Source organism: Flavobacterium coralii, from assembly GCF_019891545.1.
Lineage (GTDB): Bacteria > Bacteroidota > Bacteroidia > Flavobacteriales > Flavobacteriaceae > Flavobacterium > Flavobacterium coralii.
This window is the reverse complement of record NZ_JAHDIU010000003.1, coordinates 202,153-223,285: the sequence shown is the minus strand read 5'-3', so window position 1 is coordinate 223,285 and position 21,133 is coordinate 202,153. Positions and strand designations below refer to the sequence as shown.

General features: G+C 42.4%; 20 protein-coding genes and 1 tRNA gene. 10 read left to right on the top strand and 11 right to left on the bottom strand.

Features of this window, described 5'->3' with window-relative positions; genetic code table 11:
- Window position 1 precedes the first annotated feature (1 nt).
- The 10 genes from KJK34_RS06195 (at window position 2) to KJK34_RS06150 (ending at window position 8,111) form a co-directional block, all read left to right on the top strand.
- Window positions 2-970 (top strand): electron transfer flavoprotein subunit alpha/FixB family protein, encoded by a 969-nt coding sequence (locus KJK34_RS06195; protein WP_223052988.1) that lies wholly within the window; start codon window positions 2-4, stop codon window positions 968-970.
- 93 nt (window positions 971-1,063) lie between these two features.
- Complete coding sequence (locus KJK34_RS06190; RefSeq protein ID WP_223052987.1) at window positions 1,064-1,681, top strand: bifunctional nuclease family protein; 618 nt, start codon at window positions 1,064-1,066, stop codon at window positions 1,679-1,681.
- A gap of 193 nt (window positions 1,682-1,874) precedes the next feature.
- Window positions 1,875-2,720 carry a thymidylate synthase gene (locus KJK34_RS06185; RefSeq protein ID WP_223052986.1) on the top strand — a complete coding sequence of 282 codons (846 nt, stop codon included), beginning with the start codon at window positions 1,875-1,877 and terminating at the stop codon, window positions 2,718-2,720.
- Window positions 2,721-2,753: 33 nt separating this feature from the next.
- Window positions 2,754-3,092, top strand: coding sequence for a 2TM domain-containing protein (locus tag KJK34_RS06180; RefSeq protein WP_223052985.1), 339 nt, complete (start codon window positions 2,754-2,756; stop codon window positions 3,090-3,092).
- Window positions 3,092-3,577 (top strand): dihydrofolate reductase, encoded by a 486-nt coding sequence (locus tag KJK34_RS06175; RefSeq protein ID WP_223052984.1) that lies wholly within the window; start codon window positions 3,092-3,094, stop codon window positions 3,575-3,577. The genes KJK34_RS06180 and KJK34_RS06175 overlap by 1 nt, the downstream gene beginning before the upstream one ends.
- Window positions 3,562-4,014, top strand: coding sequence for a hypothetical protein (locus KJK34_RS06170; RefSeq protein ID WP_223052983.1), 453 nt, complete (start codon window positions 3,562-3,564; stop codon window positions 4,012-4,014). Before KJK34_RS06175 ends, KJK34_RS06170 begins: the two co-directional genes overlap by 16 nt.
- Window positions 4,015-4,042: 28 nt before the next feature.
- Window positions 4,043-4,666 (top strand): alpha-ketoglutarate-dependent dioxygenase AlkB family protein, encoded by a 624-nt coding sequence (locus tag KJK34_RS06165; protein ID WP_223052982.1) that lies wholly within the window; start codon window positions 4,043-4,045, stop codon window positions 4,664-4,666.
- Window positions 4,667-4,728: 62 nt separating this feature from the next.
- A complete protein-coding gene (locus tag KJK34_RS06160) occupies window positions 4,729-5,850 on the top strand; it encodes an amidohydrolase (RefSeq protein ID WP_223052981.1) in 1,122 nt (373 codons plus the stop codon).
- Window positions 5,847-6,992 carry an alanine racemase gene (gene alr / locus KJK34_RS06155; protein ID WP_223052980.1) on the top strand — a complete coding sequence of 382 codons (1,146 nt, stop codon included), beginning with the start codon at window positions 5,847-5,849 and terminating at the stop codon, window positions 6,990-6,992. The genes KJK34_RS06160 and alr overlap by 4 nt, the downstream gene beginning before the upstream one ends.
- Window positions 6,993-7,064: 72 nt before the next feature.
- Window positions 7,065-8,111: an endonuclease/exonuclease/phosphatase family protein gene (locus KJK34_RS06150; RefSeq protein WP_223052979.1), complete on the top strand. Its 1,047-nt coding sequence runs from the start codon at window positions 7,065-7,067 to the stop codon at window positions 8,109-8,111.
- Window positions 8,112-8,176: 65 nt separating this feature from the next.
- Here the strand turns inward: KJK34_RS06150 and KJK34_RS06145 are convergent, their stop codons facing one another.
- From KJK34_RS06145 to tuf, 11 genes are all read right to left on the bottom strand, one after another.
- A complete protein-coding gene (locus KJK34_RS06145; protein ID WP_223052978.1) occupies window positions 8,177-8,485 on the bottom strand; it encodes a DUF3467 domain-containing protein in 309 nt (102 codons plus the stop codon).
- A gap of 4 nt (window positions 8,486-8,489) precedes the next feature.
- Window positions 8,490-12,791, bottom strand: coding sequence for a DNA-directed RNA polymerase subunit beta' (rpoC, locus tag KJK34_RS06140; protein ID WP_223052977.1), 4,302 nt, complete (start codon window positions 12,789-12,791; stop codon window positions 8,490-8,492).
- 69 nt (window positions 12,792-12,860) lie between these two features.
- On the bottom strand, window positions 12,861-16,673 hold the full coding sequence (rpoB, locus tag KJK34_RS06135; protein WP_223052976.1) for a DNA-directed RNA polymerase subunit beta: 3,813 nt from the start codon (window positions 16,671-16,673) through the stop codon (window positions 12,861-12,863).
- Window positions 16,674-16,798: 125 nt separating this feature from the next.
- Window positions 16,799-17,179 carry a 50S ribosomal protein L7/L12 gene (rplL, locus tag KJK34_RS06130; RefSeq protein WP_223052975.1) on the bottom strand — a complete coding sequence of 127 codons (381 nt, stop codon included), beginning with the start codon at window positions 17,177-17,179 and terminating at the stop codon, window positions 16,799-16,801.
- Window positions 17,180-17,240: 61 nt separating this feature from the next.
- Window positions 17,241-17,762, bottom strand: coding sequence for a 50S ribosomal protein L10 (gene rplJ / locus KJK34_RS06125; protein WP_223052974.1), 522 nt, complete (start codon window positions 17,760-17,762; stop codon window positions 17,241-17,243).
- 22 nt (window positions 17,763-17,784) lie between these two features.
- Window positions 17,785-18,474, bottom strand: a complete 690-nt coding sequence (gene rplA / locus KJK34_RS06120; RefSeq protein WP_223052973.1) for a 50S ribosomal protein L1 — start codon at window positions 18,472-18,474, stop codon at window positions 17,785-17,787.
- A 21-nt stretch (window positions 18,475-18,495) separates the two neighbouring features.
- Window positions 18,496-18,933 (bottom strand): 50S ribosomal protein L11, encoded by a 438-nt coding sequence (gene rplK / locus KJK34_RS06115; protein WP_223052972.1) that lies wholly within the window; start codon window positions 18,931-18,933, stop codon window positions 18,496-18,498.
- A 70-nt stretch (window positions 18,934-19,003) separates the two neighbouring features.
- A complete protein-coding gene (gene nusG / locus KJK34_RS06110; RefSeq protein ID WP_223052971.1) occupies window positions 19,004-19,555 on the bottom strand; it encodes a transcription termination/antitermination protein NusG in 552 nt (183 codons plus the stop codon).
- An 11-nt stretch (window positions 19,556-19,566) separates the two neighbouring features.
- Window positions 19,567-19,761 carry a preprotein translocase subunit SecE gene (secE, locus tag KJK34_RS06105; RefSeq protein ID WP_223052970.1) on the bottom strand — a complete coding sequence of 65 codons (195 nt, stop codon included), beginning with the start codon at window positions 19,759-19,761 and terminating at the stop codon, window positions 19,567-19,569.
- A 16-nt stretch (window positions 19,762-19,777) separates the two neighbouring features.
- Window positions 19,778-19,848 (bottom strand) — tRNA-Trp (locus tag KJK34_RS06100).
- A 58-nt stretch (window positions 19,849-19,906) separates the two neighbouring features.
- On the bottom strand, window positions 19,907-21,094 hold the full coding sequence (gene tuf / locus KJK34_RS06095) for an elongation factor Tu (protein ID WP_223052969.1): 1,188 nt from the start codon (window positions 21,092-21,094) through the stop codon (window positions 19,907-19,909).
- Window positions 21,095-21,133 lie beyond the last annotated feature (39 nt).

Sequence of the window (21,133 nt, the reverse complement as noted above, 5' to 3'; positions counted from 1 at the left end):
CATGTCAATTTTAATATACGCAGAATCGGCAGATGGCAAATTCAAAAAAACCGCTTTTGAGCTTGCTTCTTATGCTAAAAAAATAGCCGGAGAAGCCGGTACAACTGTTACCGCACTTACTATTAATGCTGCCGACAGTTCAGCACTTGGCAACTATGGTGTAGATAAAGTGCTTACTGTTCAGAATGACAAACTAAAGTCGTTCAACGCAAAGGCTTATGCCGATGTTATTAAGCAGGCTGCACAAAAAGAAGGTGCTAAAATTGTACTTTTCAGTGCTACTACTGATAGCCTTTACACAGCACCGCTTGTAGCTGTTGCCCTTGAGGCAGGCTATGCGAGCAACGTAGTGGCATTGCCGGAAAGCCTTTCACCTTTCCGCGTTAAGCGTAATGCTTTCTCTAATAAAGCATTTAATATTACCGAAATAAATACAGATATAAAGGTGCTTGCCCTTGCCAAAAACTCTTACGGCCTGGTTGAGTCGGCTTCATCTCCTTCAACAGAAGATTTTGCACCTTCATTAAACGATAATGACTTTACAGTTAAGGTTGAATCTACCGAAAAAGTAACAGGTAAAGTAACCATAGCAGATGCCGAGGTTGTTGTATCAGGTGGCCGCGGACTTAAAGGCCCGGAAAACTGGGGAATGCTGGAAGATCTTGCACAGGCACTTGGCGCAGCTACTGCCTGCTCTAAGCCGGTATCAGACCTGGGCTGGAGGCCTCACAGCGAACACGTGGGCCAAACCGGTAAACCGGTTGCCAGCAACCTGTATGTGGCAGTAGGTATCAGCGGTGCTATACAACACATAGCAGGTATCAACTCCTCTAAAGTAAAAGTAGTTATAAACTCTGACCCTGATGCACCTTTCTTTAAAGTGGCAGACTATGGCGTGGTTGGCGATGCTTTTGAAATTGTACCGAAGCTTACCGAAAAAATAAAGGAGTTTAAAGCCAATAACTCATAATTTTATTATAAATTGTGCCCATAAAAGGGCTATCCGCACAGGGATGGTGTATCTTTGGCGGATAGCCTTTTTTAGTTTATCGTAAAGATTAATATGAGCTTAGTAAAACTTAACATTAAAGGGATATCATACAGCCAAACACAAAACGGGGCATATGCACTAATCCTGAATGAAGTAGACGGAGAACGTAAATTACCTATAGTTATAGGCGCTTTTGAAGCACAAAGCATAGCAATTGCACTTGAAAAAGAAATTAAGCCGCCAAGGCCGCTAACACATGACCTTTTTAAAAACTTTGCCGACAGGTTTGATATTGCCGTTAAGCAGGTTATCATCCACAAGCTGGTAGATGGTGTTTTCTTTTCGAGCATTATTTGTGAAAGGGATAAAATAGAAGAAATTATAGATGCCCGCACATCAGATGCCATTGCGCTGGCGCTTCGCTTTAATGCCCCTATATTCACCTACAAGAACATACTTGATAAAGCCGGTATATACCTGAAAATTAACCCCGAGCCGGAAGGCGAGGGCGAAGAGGGAGCCGACATATTAAGCCAGCCTGAAACCTTTGGTACCGAAACAGTATCGGGAGAAGGCTACAGCCAGTACAGCCTGCAGGAGCTTAACGAAATGCTTGAAGGCGCAGTGCAGAATGAAGATTATGAAAAGGCGGCAAAAATTCGCGATGAAATATCAAAGCGGGAAAGCTGATACAATTTGAAAATTTATTAATTTGAAGATTTGAAAATTGTTTATAATTTTATAAAAACTAGAGAGGGCATACTGCCCTTTTTTTTTGTTTTATTTTTACTTTGCGGAAAGGTTAATTTTGAACAATGCAGTAGTCAATAAGCAGACACTAAAGCATTTTCAAATTGTCTAATTTTCAAATTTTCAAATTAATATGAAGCAGTATCACGACTTAGTAAAGCATGTATTGGAGAGCGGCACCCAAAAGGGCGACAGGACAGGGACAGGAACAATAAGCGTGTTTGGCTACCAGATGCGTTTTAACCTCAGTGAAGGCTTCCCCTTGGTAACTACCAAAAAGCTGCACCTCAAGTCGATAATACATGAATTGCTTTGGTTCCTTAAAGGCGATACCAACATAAAATACCTTAATGAAAACGGCGTGCGCATCTGGGATGAGTGGGCAGATGAAAATGGTAACCTGGGGCCTGTTTACGGTCACCAGTGGCGCAACTGGGACAGCCGCGAAATAGACCAGATTACAGAGCTTATAGAAACGCTGAAAACAAACCCTAACAGCCGCCGTATGCTGGTTAGCGCATGGAACCCCGGCGTATTGCCGGATACTTCAAAATCGTTTGCTGAAAATGTAGCTGAAGGTAAAGTGGCACTCCCACCCTGCCATGCTTTTTTCCAGTTTTATGTAGCACCTGCCGATAAAGACGGTGGCAAACCAAAGCTTTCGTGCCAATTATACCAGCGTAGTGCCGACATATTTTTAGGCGTGCCTTTCAATATAGCATCATACGCCCTGCTTACCATGATGATAGCACAGGTTTGCGATATGGAGCCGGGCGATTTTATACACACTTTTGGAGATGCGCACATATACAACAACCACATAGAGCAGTTGCAGCTACAGCTATCGCGCGAACCGCGCCCGTTGCCGCAAATGATACTGAACCCCGATGTAAAAGATATTTTCAGCTTTACGTATGATGATTTTACACTGGTGAATTACGACCCGCACCCGCACATAAAAGGAGCTGTTGCTGTATAATTTTTTTCATTATCTTTAGGTAAAAACCAACTTATGGAAAAAAACCAACAGGAATTGTATGAGTATGCTCGAAAGCGTGTAAAGCAGAAAAAACGGGTTTACCTGCATTTTATCCTCTTTTTTGTGGGGAGTATTTTTTTATACATTATCAACAAATGGCTCAATGTGCGCGAAGAATACAATTGGTATCTGTGGGCCATAACTGCCTGGGCATTTTTGTTTATCATGCATTTTGTAAAGATTTTTGTTGTTGAAAGCTTTATAAATAAAAAGTGGGAACAGGAACAGATAGAAAAACTGGTAGCCCGCCAGGAGCGCCGCATAGGCCAGTTGGAAAAGAAAATAGAAAGCGATAATAATAACGTGCAGTAATGACGATTACCCTTATAGCGGCGGCAGCCGAAAACAATGCTTTAGGTAAAGACAACCAGATGGTTTGGCACCTGCCTGATGATTTTAAACGGTTTAAAAAGTTAACTACAGGTCATTGTATCATCATGGGGCGTAAAACGCTGGAAAGCATGAACGGCCCGCTGCCCAACCGTACCAACATTGTTATTACCCGCCAAAAAGATTTTACCTATGAAGGCTGCACCATAGTGCACAGCCTTAATGAAGCCCTTGCTGCCTGCCCGCAGGATGAGGACGTTTTTATTATTGGCGGCGGTGAGATTTACAAACAGGCTATTGACATGGCTGATAAAATAGAATTGACCCGCGTACACACCACAGTTGATGCCGATGCTTACTTTCCTGAAATTGATGAAAGCAAATGGCAGCTTGTAAGCGAAGAATATCATCCGAAAGATGAAAAGCATAAACTGGATTTTACCTATAAGTCATGGGTAAAGAAATAATAACTGAAATGGACAAACACCTATATGGGTGGAATACTATAATTGATGAAGTTTTAAATGGGGGATGTAAAGTAATTTTAAAAGACAACTTAGACAGAATTGCGGAAAATACTCAATATCCTGTTGGAGATGCACTGTTTAAGGCTGTCGAATTTGCTTTTGAATATCAAAAGCAATTAGAAGGTTGGAATAATTTCCTTTATGAAACCACACTTTTATACTTCAAAAATGAAGATATTAAAACGTCTCAGTATAATGATCAGGCATTTGGCTCTTGGTATATTGAATTAAAGAACAATTGGCGAATAGCATTTGATGGAAAAGATTCTTTTTTATATATCCAGCATTTAATCAACGGTAAATGGGAAGATAAAAAATGGATTAACTCAAGCCTTAACTACAGTAGCTTTTTAGAAATTATTACAACAGTTAAATAATACATTAGTTTTTGTTTATATTAAATAAATGAACCTCTTCTCCCTCGAAAATTCGCAAGATGATAACCTCCTCCCCTATGATGGTGTGGTTAATTATTTTGGTACCGTATTTAAAAAAGAAGAGGCTGATTTCTATTTAGAGAAACTACTCACTACTATAGAGTGGCGTAATGATGAAGCTATTATTTTCGGCAAACTTATAACCACCAAACGCAAAGTAGCCTGGTATGCCGAGCATCCTTTTGAATATACCTACAGCAAAGTCACCAAGCGCGCCATGCCTTTTACCAAAGAGCTGGCAGAACTTAAAGCTATTACCGAAAAGCTGACAGGAGAAACCTACAACTCCTGCCTTTTAAACCTGTATCACGATGGCAACGAAGGCATGGCCTGGCACAGCGATGGCGAAAAAGACCTGAAGAAAAACGGTGCAATTGGTTCCCTCAGCTTTGGTGCAACCCGTAAATTTGCTTTTAAGCACAAGCAGACTAAAGAAACGGTTTCAGTTATTTTAGAACACGGCAGCCTGCTGGTAATGAAAGATACCACCCAAACCCACTGGCTGCACCGCCTGCCCCCTACTAAAACTGTAAACAGCCCGCGCGTTAATCTCACCTTCAGGACAATCGTCGTTAGTAATACTTTAATTTAATAACCCGCTACGCTTTTGCGGCTGCCTGTTTTTTAGTATATTGAGGAAAACTAAAATTCAGCATGGAAGAACTTACCGCAATACGGCATTACCTACACCGCCATCCCGAAGTTTCGCAATACGAATATAATACACAGGAATATCTTTTAGGGTTACTTGAAAAGCTTGACGCTGACAGCATACAAAAAACAGCCAACACAGGGATATTAGTAACTTTTAAAGGACAGTCGCCCGGTAAAAACATACTACTCCGTGCTGATATTGATGCCCTGCCGATACAGGAAACCATTACCACTGTATATAAATCGGTAACCGACGGTGTTTCCCACAAATGCGGGCATGACGGGCACAGCACTATACTGTATGGTGTAGCCAAACATTTTTCAGCTAACAGGCCGCAACAAGGTAATGTGTACCTGCTTCTTCAGCCTGCCGAAGAAAATGGCTGGGGTGCAAGGAATGTAGTTGCCGATGGTTTCTTAAATAAACTTGATATTGATTTTGTATTCGCCCTGCACAACCTGCCGGGATTCCCAATGCATACTATTGTGTGTAAAACAGGCAGCTTTACATCGAGCGTGGTGAGCCTTGCAGTATATTTTAAAGGTTATACAGCGCATGCCGCCGAACCGTGGAACGGGCGTAATCCGGCTGCTGCCATGAGCAGGTACATGGTAAGGGCATTAGAACTGAATAATGAAGATAAGCCTGCCTATGTTACCGTAACACCTGTACATACCCAAATGGGCGAAAAAGCTTATGGTATTTCGGCAGGAGAAGGCGAAGTACATCTTACGGTACGCGCTGACAGTAACGAAAGGCTTGATAACGCCATAGAGCAGCTTAAGCAGTTTGCCACACAGGAAGCAGAGAAAGAATTGCTTGAAGTCAGTTTTGAAATGATAGAACCGTTTGAGTCGAACCAGAATAATGCTGATGCGGTTGCCATAATAAACAAGGCTGCCATCTCTAATGATTTAATTTATGAGGATATAAAAGAAGGGTTCCGTTTTGGTGAAGATTTCGGCATTTTTACAAATATATGGCCGGGGGCTATGTTTGGCGTAGGATCGGGAAAAGACTGTTACCCTTTGCATCACCCTGCTTATGACTACCCGGATGAAATTACGGATACAGGAATTAAAATGTTTATACAAATACAGAAAGAAGCACAACAGGCATGAAGGAATCTTCGGTTATAACCCTTAATAAAGAAGCATTACAAACCAACTGGAATTTTTTAAGGAGCTATTTTAAAGGCACTAAAATAAGTGCAGTAGTAAAGGGGAACGCATACGGTCACGGCATCAGCGTGTATGTTCCGTTAGCCGAAGCCTGTGGTGTAAACCATTTCTCGGTTTTTAATGCAGAAGAGGCAAGAGCAGTTTTTGATGTAGCTTCGGCTGATACTACCATCATGATAATGGGTTCTCTCAAAGATTCCGATATGGAATGGTGCATCAGCAACAACGTAGAATTTTATGTATTTACAGAAGAAAGGCTGTCGGCAGCATTACAATCGGCAAAACAACTTGCTAAAAAAGCACTCATTCATATAGAAGTTGAAACCGGTATGTACCGCACTGGTTTTGAATTGGAAAAAATACATGCTCTCATCAAAACACTTAAAGAACACAAAGAACACCTTACCTTCAGGGGGCTTTGCACGCACTTTGCAGGAGCCGAAAGCATTGCTAACTATGTACGCATCAAAAAGCAGAAAAAGCTATTTAAAAAGGCCCTGTCTTCTTTCAGGGAAGCAGGACTTGAGCCACAGATAGTACATACCTGCTGCTCTGCAGCGGCTGTGCGCCTGCCGGATATGCATTATGATATGCTGCGCATAGGTATTATGCAGTACGGGTTTTGGTCGGGCCCGGAAGTACTGGTAGAATACCTTAGCAGGCATAAAACAGATGTTTCGCCATTAAAGCGTATAATAAGGTGGGAGAGCAGCATTATGAGCCTAAAGCATGTACCACCGGGTGAATTTGTAGGCTACGGCACATCTTTTTTCTCGCATGAAGCCATGACGCTTGCCATTATACCTGTTGGCTATGCACACGGGTTTAGCCGAAGCCTCAGCAATATGGGGATCGTGCTGGTAAATGGCAGGCGTGCACCTGTAACTGGCACCGTAAACATGAACTGTATAGCTGTAGATGTTACCAACATACCCAACATTGCAACTGGTGACAGCGTTATTTTAATTGGCACACAGGACGGACAGGAAATAACCGTGGCCTCTTTCGGGGAACGAAGCAGCCAGTTAAACTATGAATTATTAACCCGGCTGCCCCAAGATATAGAAAGGCGCATAGTGTGAGAATAGTTTTATAAAAGCAATAACATTTACCAAAGAGTTTGATTATTATCTTTATAACAAACAAATAGAACCGTGAATACTTTTTTAATAGCTTTCACAGCAATATTGGTATTGTTCTCTGTAATGGCATTAATCAGGAATGATTACTGGACATTCAGAGTATTTGATTATCCAAGGCTGCAAAAGTTTACACTTTCCATTATATGCCTGGGGCTGTTACTTTACTTTTACAATGGTACCGGCACTTTATATTGGGTGCTGACTGCTGTTGTAACTGTTAATACAATTTACCTGTTGTACCTTATACTACCTTTTACTATCTTGGGTAAAAAGCAGGTACAAAAAGTAAAGTCGCATAACTGCGATTGCAGTATAAGTTTAATGATATCTAACGTTTATCAGGACAACACTAATTTTAACGGCTGCCTTAATGAAATACACAAAGCCGATCCTGATGTTGTTCTACTGCTTGAAACTGATGAAAAATGGGAAAAGGCAGTTAGCGGTTTAGAGAAAGAGTATAAATATTCTGTAAAAGCGGCAAAAGATAACACCTATGGTATGCTGCTGTTCTCTAAGTTGGAACTTAAAGATGATGAAATACGCTATATTGTTGAAGATGATGTGCCCTCTATACATGCTAAGGTACTTTTAAAGAATGGTGAGGAGGTAATGCTGCATGCTGTACACCCCACACCGCCGGTACCAAATGAAAACGTACGCAGTACAGAACGGGATAAAGAATTACTACTCGTGGCAGATATGGCAAAAGAAGAAACACTCCCGGTAATAGTTATTGGCGACCTTAACGATGTAGCCTGGAGCCATACGACTGAACTCTTCCTGAAGATGAGCGGACTGCTCGACCCGCGCCGTGGCAGGGGCTTCTTTAACTCTTTTCATGCGAAATACCCATTTATGCGTTTCCCGCTCGATCATGCCTTTATATCGCCTGATTTTAAGCTGAACCGCATTAAAAGGCTCGACAGTTTTGGGTCTGATCATTTCCCTATTTTTCTTGACATACAATATGATTCACAGGCTGACAAAGAGCAAAAGCCGATGCATGCCGATAGTGACGATACAGAGGAAGCGGAAGAAAAAAAGGCTAAGACATAATCACCACTTAAAAGTAATAAAAAAACCCACTCAATCGAGTGGGTTTTACTTTATAATCTGATTTCCTAAGCCTGTCCGGCGGGGCCGAAGCTAAGCGGAAGCGGGGCCTGCTCACTTTCCTGAATAGCACCGTGGGCACTTTCAAAACGGTGAATGTTTTCCCCAAGTGCCTTAAGCAGCCTTTTAGCGTGCTGAGGCGTTAACACAATGCGCGACTTAACTTTAGCTTTAGGAGCACCCGGCATAATTGAAACGAAATCTACCACAAATTCTGAAGCAGAATGATTGATGATGGCAAGGTTGCTGTATGTGCCTTCGGCTGTTTTCTCGTCCAGTTCAATATTGATCTGTCCCTGTTGCTTTTGTTCACTCATTGTATTAATAGTTTACTTCCTCTGTATTAGGAATTAATAATTCACTTAGTTCTTCTTTAGAGCCTACAATAATGTTATCATATTCCCTCATACCTGTACCTGCAGGTATCCTGTGTCCTACAATAACGTTCTCTTTAAGGCCTTCAAGAGTATCTATCTTACCGGCTACGGCAGCCTCGTTAAGTACTTTTGTTGTTTCCTGGAATGATGCCGCAGAAATAAACGATTTGGTTTGAAGCGATGCCCTTGTAATACCCTGTAGTATAGGTGTAGCCGTTGCCGGTATTACATCTCTTGCTACCACAAGGTTCTGGTCGTTACGCTTAAGCAGGGAGTTCTCATCCCTAAGTTCGCGTGGCGTAACAATCTGGCCCGGTTTAAGGTTTACAGAATCGCCTGCATCCTCAACTACCTTCATTCCATATAGTTTATCATTTTCCTCGATAAAGTCGCTGGTGTGTGCCAGCTGGTCTTCAAGGAATAGCGTATCACCCGGATCCTGTATCTGTACCTTACGCATCATCTGGCGGATAACAACCTCAAAGTGCTTATCGTTGATTTTTACACCCTGAAGGCGATAAACCTCCTGAATTTCGTTTACAAGATACTGCTGTACCGCAGACGGGCCTTGTATCCTCAGGATATCCTCCGGAGTAATAGCACCGTCAGAAAGTGGCATACCTGCCCTTACAAAGTCATTTTCCTGTACCAGTATCTGGTTAGAAAGCTTTACAAGGTACTTCTTGATTTCACCAAATTTAGATTCGATGATAATCTCGCGGTTACCCCTCTTAATCTTACCGAATGACACCACACCATCAATTTCTGATACAACAGCAGGGTTACTTGGGTTACGTGCTTCAAGAAGCTCGGTAATCCTTGGTAAACCACCGGTAATATCACCTGCTTTAGATGAACGCCTTGGTATCTTAACAAGTACCTTACCTGACTTAATCTTCTCACCGTTATCTACCATAAGGTGGGCACCCACCGGCAGGTTGTAAGAACGAATAAGTTCTCCGTCATTACCATAGATAAGAAGTGTTGGTATAAGTTTCTTGTTTCTCGATTCAGAGATTACCTTTTCCTGGAAACCTGTCTGTTCGTCAATTTCAACAACAAAAGATTGTCCCTGTTCGATATCTTCATAAGCTACCTTACCTGTGTATTCAGAAATAATTACACCGTTATAAGGGTCCCACTTACACACCGTTGTACCCTGGTCTACCACTTGTCCGTCTTTCACGTAAATGCTGGAACCGTAAGGTATATTGTGTGTGTTAAGTACAATACCTGTATTTTCGTCAACAAGCTTAAGTTCTGTAGAACGCGATATTACAATATCGGTTTCATTACCCTCGTTGTCTTCTCCTTTAACTGTTTTAAGGTCTTCAATCTCAAGCCTACCTTTAAATTTGGTAATAATGCTTGATTCTTCAGAAATGTTACCCGCAGTACCACCCACGTGGAAGGTACGAAGTGTAAGCTGTGTACCAGGCTCACCAATAGACTGTGCTGCAATTACACCAACAGCCTCACCTTTCTGGGTCATTTTTCCGGTGGCAAGGTTACGTCCGTAACACTTGGCACATATACCTTGTTTTGCCTCGCAGGTTAGCGGCGAACGCACTTCTACCTTTTCTATAGGAGCTGCGCTTATCCTTCTTACTTCAGCTTCTGTAATCTGGTTGCCGGCAGCAACAAGTACTTCGCTTGTAAGAGGGTTAACAACATCCTGAAGGGCAACACGGCCTAAAATCCTTTCTCCAAGGCTTTCTACAACTTCTTCGTTCTTTTTAAGCGCTGTAACCTCTATACCCCTTAATGTACCGCAATCTACTGTGTTAACAATAACATCCTGCGAAACATCATGAAGCCTCCTGGTAAGGTAACCCGCGTCAGCCGTTTTAAGAGCCGTATCCGCAAGACCTTTACGCGCACCGTGGGTCGAGATAAAATACTCAAGAATCGAAAGGCCTTCCTTAAAGTTAGAAAGGATCGGGTTCTCGATAATTTCTCCGCCACCGGCTGTAGATTTTTTAGGCTTGGCCATCAAACCACGCATACCCGTTAACTGGCGTATCTGTTCTTTACTACCCCTCGCCCCGGAGTCAAGCATCATATATACCGAGTTGAAACCTTGTTGGTCTTCGCGGATGTTCTTCATGGCAAGCTCTGTAAGCAAAGCATTGGTAGAAGTCCACACGTCAATCACCTGGTTGTAACGCTCGTTGTTGGTTATAAGACCCATGTTATAGTTCATGGTAATAGCCTCAACCTGAGAGTTTGCATCTGCAATAAGTTCCTGTTTCCTGTCAGGGATAATGATATCTCCCAAGCTGAATGACAGACCACCCTGGAATGCAAAGCGGTACCCCATGTCTTTCATACTGTCAAGGAATGCTGCCGTTGTAGGCACATCGGTAACACTTAAAATTTTACCGATAACATCCCTTAACGATTTCTTGGTAAGAACTTCGTTAATATATCCTGCAGCTTCAGGCACTACTTCGTTAAACAGTACCCTACCGGCTGTAGTTTGTATAATTTTATAAACAAGCTCACCTTTATCATTAAAGTCTTTAGCACGTACTTTTACACGGGCATTAAGGTGCAGCCTGCCTTCATTAAGGGCAATATTAACCTCTTCTGCCGAGTAGAAAGTAAGGCCTTCGCCTTTAATTTTGTTATCTTCAGTACTAAGGCGCTCTTTGGTCATATAATAAAGACCAAGTACCATGTCCTGAGAAGGTACGGTAATAGGCGCACCGTTTGCAGGGTTAAGGATATTGTGAGAAGCAAGCATTAATAGCTGCGCCTCCAGTATAGCCTCCGGCCCAAGCGGAAGGTGTACCGCCATCTGGTCACCGTCAAAGTCGGCGTTAAATGCCGTACATACCAACGGGTGAAGCTGTATCGCCTTACCTTCTATTAGTTTCGGCTGGAAAGCCTGAATACCAAGACGGTGAAGCGTAGGGGCCCTGTTTAGCAGTACCGGATGTCCTTTAATTACATTTTCAAGGATATCCCATACTACGGGCTCTTTCTTATCTATTATTTTTTTAGCCGACTTAACCGTTTTAACGATTCCGCGCTCTATAAGCTTACGGATAACAAACGGCTTGTAAAGCTCGGCAGCCATATCCTTAGGAAGACCGCACTCATAAAGCTTAAGCTCAGGGCCTACAACAATTACCGAACGTGCAGAGTAATCAACACGCTTACCAAGCAGGTTTTGACGGAAACGTCCCTGCTTACCTTTCAATGAATCTGAAAGTGATTTAAGCGGCCTGTTACTTTCTGTCTTTACAGCAGAAGCTTTCCTTGTATTGTCGAATAGTGAATCTACAGATTCCTGCAGCATACGCTTTTCATTACGAAGGATAACCTCAGGCGCTTTAATTTCCATCAACCTTTTTAAACGGTTGTTACGGATAATTACCCTACGGTAAAGGTCGTTAAGGTCAGACGTTGCAAAACGGCCACCATCAAGCGGCACAAGCGGGCGAAGCTCCGGCGGGATAACAGGTATTACCTTAAGTATCATCCACTCAGGGCGGTTCTCCCTGTTCATGTTGCTCTCACGGAACGACTCTACAACCTGAAGCCTTTTAAGCGCTTCTGTTTTACGCTGCTTAGAGGTTTCGGTATTGGCACTGTGGCGCAGCTCATAAGAAAGCTGGTCAAGGTCAATACGCGCTAATAAGTCCATGATACACTCCGCACCCATCTTAGCGATAAACTTATTAGGGTCGTTGTCATCAAGGTATTGGTTTTCCATAGGAAGAGAATCTACAATATTCAGATACTCTTCTTCTGTCAAAAAGTCTAATGCATTTAGTGCTTCTCCATCCGGCCCTTTGGCAATACCCGGCTGTATAACTACATACCTTTCATAGTATATAATCATATCCAGCTTTTTAGAAGGCAAACCAAGAAGGTAACCAATTTTGTTTGGTAACGAACGGAAATACCAGATGTGTGCAATAGGCACAACAAGATTGATGTGGCCTACCCTGTCGCGTCGAACTTTCTTTTCAGTAACTTCTACACCGCAACGGTCGCAAACGATACCTTTATAACGTATCCTTTTGTATTTACCGCAGGCACATTCAAAATCTTTAACCGGGCCAAAGATACGCTCGCAAAACAAGCCATCCCTTTCCGGTTTATGGGTACGATAGTTAATGGTTTCGGGTTTAAGAACCTCACCTCTCGACTCAGCCAGGATAGACTCCGGCGAAGCCAGTCCTATTGAGATCTGGTTAAATCTTTTAACCGTATTTTTATCTTTTAATCTCGTCATGATACAGATCTATCGATTTATTAAAAACAGTATATAGGGAGTGGCGCATGGCACCACTCCCGTGTAAATTTATTCTTCTAACCTGATGTCGAGGCCAAGACCTTTCAGTTCGTGCATTAACACGTTGAAAGATTCAGGCAGGCCAGGTTCCGGCATGGTTTCTCCCTTAACGATACTCTCGTAAGTTTTAGCCCTTCCGATAACGTCATCCGATTTAACGGTAAGTATTTCCCTAAGCGTGCTTGATGCGCCATACGCTTCAAGTGCCCACACCTCCATCTCACCAAAACGCTGGCCACCAAACTGTGCCTTACCTCCAAGAGGCTGTTGCGTGATAAGTGAGTACGGACCGATAGAACGCGCGTGCATTTTATCATCTACCATGTGGCCAAGTTTAAGCATATAGATAACACCTACGGTTGCCGGCTGGTGGAAACGCTCTCCTGTACCACCATCATAAAGATAAGTATGGCCAAAGCGCGGTATTCCTGCCTCATCGGTAAGTGCGTTTATCTGCTCAAGAGATGCACCGTCAAAAATAGGTGTTGCAAATTTCTTGCCTAACTTAAGACCTGCCCACCCTAATACAGTTTCATATATCTGGCCAATGTTCATACGCGATGGTACACCCAGCGGGTTAAGAACAATGTCAACAGGTGTTCCGTCTTCAAGGAAAGGCATATCCTCTGCACGAACTATTTTGGCAACAATACCTTTGTTACCGTGGCGTCCCGCCATCTTGTCACCCACCTTAAGCTTACGTTTCTTAGCAATGTAAACCTTTGCCAGTTTAAGGATACCGCTTGGTAGTTCGTCTCCCACAGTAATTGTGAATTTCTCCCTCCTCAGTGCACCCTGAAGGTCGTTAAGCTTAATTTTATAGTTGTGGATAAGATCGTTAACCATTGCATTGGTTTCATCGTCCGTTGTCCACTGCCCTTTGGTAAGGTGAGCAAAATCTTCAACAGCATAAAGCATTTTCTGGGTAAACTTCTTGCCTTTTGGCAGTACTTCCTCACCCAGATCATTCATTACACCCTGAGATGTTTTACCGTTAACAATATCAAACAGCTTATCAATAAGTTTGTCTTTAAGCTCATTGAACTTAACTTCAAACTCCATTTCAAGCTTGGTTAAATCGTCTTTATCTTTTGTGCGCTTGCGCTTGTCTTTCACGGCGCGTGCAAAAAGTTTTTTATCAAGTACCACACCGTGTAATGACGGAGAAGCTTTTAATGAAGCATCTTTAACGTCTCCGGCCTTATCTCCGAATATTGCTCGAAGAAGTTTTTCTTCCGGTGTAGGGTCGCTTTCACCTTTCGGTGTAATCTTACCAATAAGGATATCACCAGGCTTAACCTCGGCACCAATCCTGATCATACCATTTTCGTCAAGGTCTTTTGTAGCCTCTTCAGATACGTTTGGTATGTCATTGGTAAGTTCTTCATTACCAAGTTTGGTATCCCTCACTTCAAGCGAGTAATCATCAACGTGGATAGAAGTAAAGATATCATCACGAACTACTTTTTCAGAGATCACGATAGCATCCTCAAAGTTGTAACCTTTCCAAGGCATGAACGCCACCTGAAGGTTACGGCCCAGAGCAAGCTCACCGTTTTGCGTAGCATAGCCTTCGCAAAGAACCTGGCCCGGCACTACCCTGTCGCCTCTCCTTACAATTGGCTTAAGGTTAATACTTGTGCTCTGGTTGGTTTTCCTGAACTTGATAAGCTGGTATGTTTTCTCGTCCGTGTCAAAGCTTACACTGCGCTCACGGTCGGTCCTGTCATATTTAATCGTAATCTTGTTGGCATCAACATATTCAACAACGCCATGCCCTTCGGCATTTATAAGCACCCTTGAATCTGAAGCTACCTGTCTTTCCAGGCCTGTTCCCACAATTGGCGCCTCAGGGCGTAAAAGCGGTACTGCCTGGCGCATCATGTTACTTCCCATCAATGCACGGTTCGCGTCATCGTGCTCAAGGAAAGGAATAAGTGATGCAGAGATAGATGCAATCTGGTTAGGAGCAACGTCAGTATAATGTACTACTGTCGGCTCCACTACCGGGAAGTCGCCTTCCTCACGGGCAATTACCCTTTCGGCAGTAATTTCACCACTATCGCTCATTTCAATGTTAGCCTGCGCTATCATCTTGCCTTCTTCTTCTTCGGCACTCAGGTAAATAGGTTCTGACTGTAAATCTACTTTACCATTTTCTACCTTACGGTATGGCGTTTCGATAAAGCCCATACCGTTTACCTTAGCATATACACCAAGAGAAGAGATAAGACCGATGTTAGGACCTTCCGGCGTTTCAATCGGGCAAAGGCGTCCGTAATGTGTATAGTGAACGTCTCGAACCTCGAAACCTGCCCTCTCCCTTGAAAGACCACCCGGACCTAAAGCAGAAAGCCTCCTTTTGTGGGTAATCTCTGCAAGAGGGTTAGTCTGGTCCATAAACTGCGAAAGCTGGTTGGTACCAAAGAACGAGTTTATTACAGATGAAAGCGTTTTAGCATTGATAAGGTCTATCGGGGTAAATACCTCGTTATCCCTTACGTTCATACGCTCACGGATGGTTCTTGCCATACGGGCAAGGCCCACGCCAAACTGAGCTGAAAGCTGCTCGCCCACTGTTCTTACCCTACGGTTAGAAAGGTGGTCGATATCATCAATCTCAGCTTTAGAGTTTATAAGCTCTATCAAATATTTTACAATGGTAATAATATCCTCTTTGGTAAGCACCTGCTTTTCCATAGGGATATCAAGACCAAGTTTTTTGTTCATCCTGTAACGGCCTACTTCACCAAGGTTGTAGCGCTGGTCTGAGAAGAACAATTTATCTATAATACCGCGGGCAGTTTCCTCATCAGGCGGTTCTGCATTACGCAGCTGACGATAAATATGCTCTACGGCTTCTTTTTCTGAGTTTGTAGGGTCTTTTTGTAAAGTGTTATGGATAATGGCGTAATCTGCCTGGTTGTTATCCTCTTTATGAAGCAGTATCGTTTTTACATTAGAGTCGATAATTTCCTCAACATTGTCCTTGTCGATTATAGTATCCCTGTCTAATATAATTTCGTTACGCTCTATAGAAACAACTTCACCTGTATCCTCGTCAACAAAGTCTTCATGCCATGTGTTTAGCACACGAGCAGCAAGCCTCCTGCCGATATACTTTTTAAGACCTGTTTTAGAAACCTTTATCTCTTCTGCAAGATCAAAGATTTCAAGGATGTCTTTATCCCTTTCAAAACCGATAGCCCTGAACAATGTGGTAACAGGTAGTTTTTTCTTCCTGTCGATATACGCATACATCACATTGTTTATATCTGTAGCAAATTCAATCCAAGAACCTTTAAAAGGTATTACCCTTGCAGAGTAAAGTTTTGTTCCGTTAGCGTGGAACGACTGGCCAAAGAATACACCGGGCGACCTGTGTAGCTGCGATACAACAACACGTTCTGCACCGTTGATAACAAAAGTACCGCTTGGAGTCATGTATGGGATAGTCCCCAGGTATACATCCTGTACAATTGTCTCAAAATCTTCATGCTCGGGGTCGGTACAATACAGCTTAAGCCTAGCTTTAAGCGGCACGCTGTAAGTAAGTCCCCTGTCTATACACTCCTCAATTGTATAACGTGGCGGATCAACAAAATAATCAAGGAACTCCAGTACAAACTGATTTCTTGTATCAGTAATCGGAAAGTTTTCCATGAAGGTTAGGTAAAGACCTTCGTTGCCTCTTTCATCCGATTTGGTTTCCAGCTGGAAAAAATCCTTAAAGGACTTTACCTGTATGTCCAGGAAATCCGGATAATCAGGGATGTTTTTTGTAGAGGCAAAATTTAATCTTTCAGTCTGATTTGTTATCATCAATGGACAAAATTTTGATTAAAGTAATATATAGAGAACGTATAACAGGTTATTATACGAAAAATGGTTTAGGCCTTTGAGACGTTTCTCAAGGCCTAAACCTGGAATTTTTAACCTAAGATGGCTTATTTAAGCTCAACTACAGCTCCGGCTTCTTCTAGAGATTTTTTAAGACCTTCAGCCTCATCTTTAGAAACACCTTCTTTTACGTTTGCAGGAGCACCGTCAACTAGGTCTTTAGCTTCTTTAAGTCCAAGACCTGTTAGTTCTTTAACAGCTTTAACTACTGCAAGTTTAGAAGCACCTGCATCTTTAAGAACTACAGTAAATTCTGTTTGCTCTTCAGCAGCAGCACCTTCACCACCACCAGCAGCAGGACCTGCTACAGCTACAGCAGCAGCTGCAGGCTCAATGCCATACTCATCTTTTAATATTGTAGCTAGTTCGTTAACTTCTTTTACAGTTAGGTTAACAAGTTGCTCTGCGAATTGTTTCAAATCTGCCATTTTTCTATCGATTTAAAAAAGTTTGTAATATATAATTTATTAAGTGCGTACTCGCCGTTTATTATCCTTCTCTCTCGGATAATGTTTTTACTAAGCCTGCTATTATGCCGCCACCCGATTTAAGGGCAGAGATAACGTTTTTAGCAGGAGACTGAAGGATACCAACAATTTCGCCGATAACTTCTTCTTTAGATTTAAGGCTAACAAGAGCATCAAGCTGGTTGTCGCCAATAAATACCGCTTCGTGAATGTAAGCACCTTTTAAAAGTGGCTTATCAGACTTTTTACGGAATTCTTTAATTACTTTTGCAGGAGCGTTACCGTTCTCTGCAATCATTATAGAAGTGTTTCCTTTAAGAATAGAAGGCAGGTCGCCATAGTTATTCTCAGAGGTAGCCATTGCTTTTTCAAGCAGGGTGTTCTTTACCACTTCAAGCTTTATACCTGCTTTAAAGCAAGCTCTCCTTAAGTTAGAAGTAGTCTCTGCATCAAGCCCCGAAATATCTGCAACGTAAACAACGTTTGTATCGGCCAACTGTGCAGTTAAATCTTCAATAACTCTTGATTTTTCTTCTCTGGTCATAATAAATATTTTTAACTACCAATTATACCGCTTTAGGATCTAAAGCAATAGCCGGGCTCATGGTACTAGAGATATGGATACTCTTAATATATGTACCTTTAGCAGCAGTTGGTTTAAGTTTGATTAAAGTTTGGATTATCTCGTGAGCGTTATCAGATATTTTATCAGCATCAAAAGATACTTTTCCGATACCTGCGTGTACTATACCGGTTTTATCAACCTTAAAGTCTATTTTACCGGCTTTAACTTCGCCAACAGCTTTACCCACTTCCATGGTTACAGTACCTGTTTTAGGGTTTGGCATAAGGCCGCGAGGACCAAGAATCCTACCAAGAGGACCAAGCTTACCCATTACAGCAGGCATAGTGATGATAACATCAACATCTGTCCAGCCGTCTTTAATTTTCTGAAGGTACTCATCAAGGCCAACAAAGTCAGCACCTGCAGCTTTAGCTTCAGCTTCTTTATCCGGAGTTACAAGAGCAAGAACCCTTACATCTTTACCTGTTCCGTGAGGAAGCGTTACAACGCCCCTTACCATCTGGTTCGCTTTTCTCGGGTCTACACCAAGGCGAACAGCGATGTCTACAGACTCATCAAATTTTGCAGAAGCAACCTCTTTAATCAATGCAGAAGCATCTTTTAGAGAGTATAGTTTGTTCTTCTCAATTTTTGAAGCAGCCTCTTTCTGTTTTTTTGTCAATTTTGCCATTTCTTCTTTGTCTTTTTTCGATTAAAAAGGAGCAGTTCCTGATACTGTTATACCCATAGACCTCGCTGTACCGGCAACCATACTCATAGCTTTCTCTATTGTGAAAGCATTTAGGTCGGCCATTTTGTCTTCAGCAATAGCCCTGATCTGATCCCAGGTAACGCTTGCTACTTTTTTACGGTTTGGTTCTCCTGAACCTGACTTAAGTTTGGCAGCCTCCATTAGCTGTACTGCAGCTGGCGGAGTTTTAACAACAAAATCAAAAGATTTGTCTTTGTAAACAGTGATTTGCACTGGCAATACTTTACCGGGCTTATCTTGGGTCCTTGCATTAAATTGCTTACAGAACTCCATAATGTTAACCCCAGCAGCTCCCAAAGCAGGTCCAACCGGCGGCGAAGGATTCGCGGCGCCTCCCTTAACTTGTAATTTAACTACTTTACTAATTTCTTTAGCCATTTCTTTTAAAAGATTTAGCACATCTTCAATTGGAAGCGAATGATGTGAGTTTATATATGTAACAAAAAAATTATACTTTTTCTACCTGCATAAAGCTAAGTTCTAATGGTGTTTTCCTTCCAAAAATTTTCACCATAACTTCCAGCTTACGCTTTTCTTCGTTTACTTTTTCTACAGTACCGTTAAAGCCGTTAAACGGCCCATCAATAACTTTTACGGTTTCACCTGTTGTAAACGGTATAGATACATTGTCGGTCTTAACAGAAAGCTCATCCACTTTACCAAGCATACGGTTAACTTCGCTCTCCCTTAAAGGCACAGCGTCGCCACCTTTGGTTTCGCCTAAAAAGCCGATAACCCCTGTTATAGATTTTATAATGTGCGGAACTTCACCTGTTAGGTTAGCCTCTATCATTACATAGCCCGGAAAGTAAACCCTGTCTTTGCTTATCTTTTTTCCGTCGCGAACCTGTACCACCTTTTCAGTTGGCACAAGCACCTGGGAAATATAGTCTGACATACCGACCCTGTTTATCTCGGTCTCAATGTAGTTTTTAACTTTATTTTCCTGACCGCTTACCGCCCTTACAACATACCACTTTTTGACATTGTTATCAGTCATCCCAAATAAAATTAACTGTTTAAGAAGGTATATAGTTTCTCTACAATAACTTCAAAGCCACGATCTACACCAAATGTCAGCAATGCAAATATGATCGAAAAAACAGCCACTATTATAGTTAGGCGCTGCACTTCCGACCATTCAGGCCAGGTTACATTCGTTTTTAATTCGTTGAATGCTTCCGATATATAGTTAGTAACCTTCATTGTAAATACATTTTTGCACGGGTGGAGGGATTCGAACCCCCATCAACGGTTTTGGAGACCGCTATTCTACCCTTGAACTACACCCGTTTGATTAAAAACCGGCCGGAGCTAAGCACCGGCCGGCTCTATATATAATTACTTATAATTAGTCTAGGATTTCTGTAACCTGACCAGCACCTACTGTACGGCCACCTTCGCGGATAGCGAAACGAAGACCTACGCTTAGTGCAATTGGGCTAAGAAGGTTAACCTCTATAGTAAGGTTATCACCAGGCATAACCATCTCAACACCTGCAGGAAGAGAAATTGTTCCTGTTACGTCAGTTGTACGAACGTAGAACTGAGGACGGTAGTTGTTGTGGAATGGAGTGTGACGTCCACCTTCTTCTTTCTTAAGGATATAAACCTCAGCTTTAAACTTAGCGTGTGGCTTAACAGAACCCGGCTTACAGATAACCATACCACGACGGATATCAGCTTTATCTATACCACGAAGAAGAAGACCTACGTTATCACCAGCCTCACCCCTGTCAAGGATTTTACGGAACATCTCAACACCTGTAATTGTAGATGTAAGTTTATCAGCACCCATACCGATGATCTCTACAGGATCACCTGTGTTAGCGATACCAGTTTCGATACGACCTGTTGCAACAGTACCACGACCAGTAATGGTGAATACGTCTTCAACCGGCATAAGGAATGGCTTCTCCCTGTCACGAACCGGCTCTTCAATCCACTCGTCAACAGCGTTCATAAGCTGCATTACAGTATCAACCCATTTTGGCTCACCGTTAAGTGCACCAAGAGCAGAACCCTGGATAACAGGACCGTTATCACCATCATACTGATAGAATGAAAGAAGGTCACGGATTTCCATTTCAACAAGCTCAAGAAGCTCAGGGTCGTCAACCATGTCCACTTTGTTCATGAAAACAACAATCCTAGGCACACCTACCTGGCGACCAAGAAGTATGTGCTCACGAGTTTGTGGCATTGGTCCGTCTGTAGCAGCAACCACAAGGATAGCGCCGTCCATCTGGGCAGCACCTGTAACCATGTTCTTAACGTAGTCAGCGTGACCAGGACAGTCAACGTGAGCGTAGTGACGGTTAGCAGTAGCATACTCTACGTGAGATGTATTAATTGTAATACCCCTTTCTTTTTCTTCAGGAGCGTTATCAATTTGGTCAAATGATTTAGCCTCAGAAAGACCTGCATCAGCTAATACTTTAGTAATAGCAGCAGTCAAAGTAGTCTTTCCGTGGTCAACGTGTCCAATAGTACCAATATTCAAGTGGGGTTTGGAACGATCAAAAGTTTCCTTTGCCATGATTTAATAATTTAATCTTAGTTATATAATTAGTGTTCA

Excerpts from the sequence above, each read along its gene's own strand:
- KJK34_RS06195 (WP_223052988.1), top strand. The coding sequence starts at position 2 with ATGTCAATTTTAATATACGCAGAATCGGCAGATGGCAAATTCAAAAAA.
- KJK34_RS06190 (WP_223052987.1), top strand. The coding sequence starts at position 1,064 with ATGAGCTTAGTAAAACTTAACATTAAAGGGATATCATACAGCCAAACA.
- KJK34_RS06185 (WP_223052986.1), top strand. The coding sequence starts at position 1,875 with ATGAAGCAGTATCACGACTTAGTAAAGCATGTATTGGAGAGCGGCACC.
- KJK34_RS06180 (WP_223052985.1), top strand. The coding sequence starts at position 2,754 with ATGGAAAAAAACCAACAGGAATTGTATGAGTATGCTCGAAAGCGTGTA.
- KJK34_RS06175 (WP_223052984.1), top strand. The coding sequence starts at position 3,092 with ATGACGATTACCCTTATAGCGGCGGCAGCCGAAAACAATGCTTTAGGT.
- KJK34_RS06170 (WP_223052983.1), top strand. The coding sequence starts at position 3,562 with ATGGGTAAAGAAATAATAACTGAAATGGACAAACACCTATATGGGTGG.
- KJK34_RS06165 (WP_223052982.1), top strand. The coding sequence starts at position 4,043 with ATGAACCTCTTCTCCCTCGAAAATTCGCAAGATGATAACCTCCTCCCC.
- KJK34_RS06160 (WP_223052981.1), top strand. The coding sequence starts at position 4,729 with ATGGAAGAACTTACCGCAATACGGCATTACCTACACCGCCATCCCGAA.
- alr (WP_223052980.1), top strand. The coding sequence starts at position 5,847 with ATGAAGGAATCTTCGGTTATAACCCTTAATAAAGAAGCATTACAAACC.
- KJK34_RS06145 (WP_223052978.1), bottom strand. The coding sequence starts at position 8,485 with ATGAGTGAACAAAAGCAACAGGGACAGATCAATATTGAACTGGACGAG.
- rpoC (WP_223052977.1), bottom strand. The coding sequence starts at position 12,791 with ATGACGAGATTAAAAGATAAAAATACGGTTAAAAGATTTAACCAGATC.
- rpoB (WP_223052976.1), bottom strand. The coding sequence starts at position 16,673 with ATGATAACAAATCAGACTGAAAGATTAAATTTTGCCTCTACAAAAAAC.
- rplL (WP_223052975.1), bottom strand. The coding sequence starts at position 17,179 with ATGGCAGATTTGAAACAATTCGCAGAGCAACTTGTTAACCTAACTGTA.
- rplJ (WP_223052974.1), bottom strand. The coding sequence starts at position 17,762 with ATGACCAGAGAAGAAAAATCAAGAGTTATTGAAGATTTAACTGCACAG.
- rplA (WP_223052973.1), bottom strand. The coding sequence starts at position 18,474 with ATGGCAAAATTGACAAAAAAACAGAAAGAGGCTGCTTCAAAAATTGAG.
- rplK (WP_223052972.1), bottom strand. The coding sequence starts at position 18,933 with ATGGCTAAAGAAATTAGTAAAGTAGTTAAATTACAAGTTAAGGGAGGC.
- nusG (WP_223052971.1), bottom strand. The coding sequence starts at position 19,555 with ATGACTGATAACAATGTCAAAAAGTGGTATGTTGTAAGGGCGGTAAGC.
- secE (WP_223052970.1), bottom strand. The coding sequence starts at position 19,761 with ATGAAGGTTACTAACTATATATCGGAAGCATTCAACGAATTAAAAACG.
- tuf (WP_223052969.1), bottom strand. The coding sequence starts at position 21,094 with ATGGCAAAGGAAACTTTTGATCGTTCCAAACCCCACTTGAATATTGGT.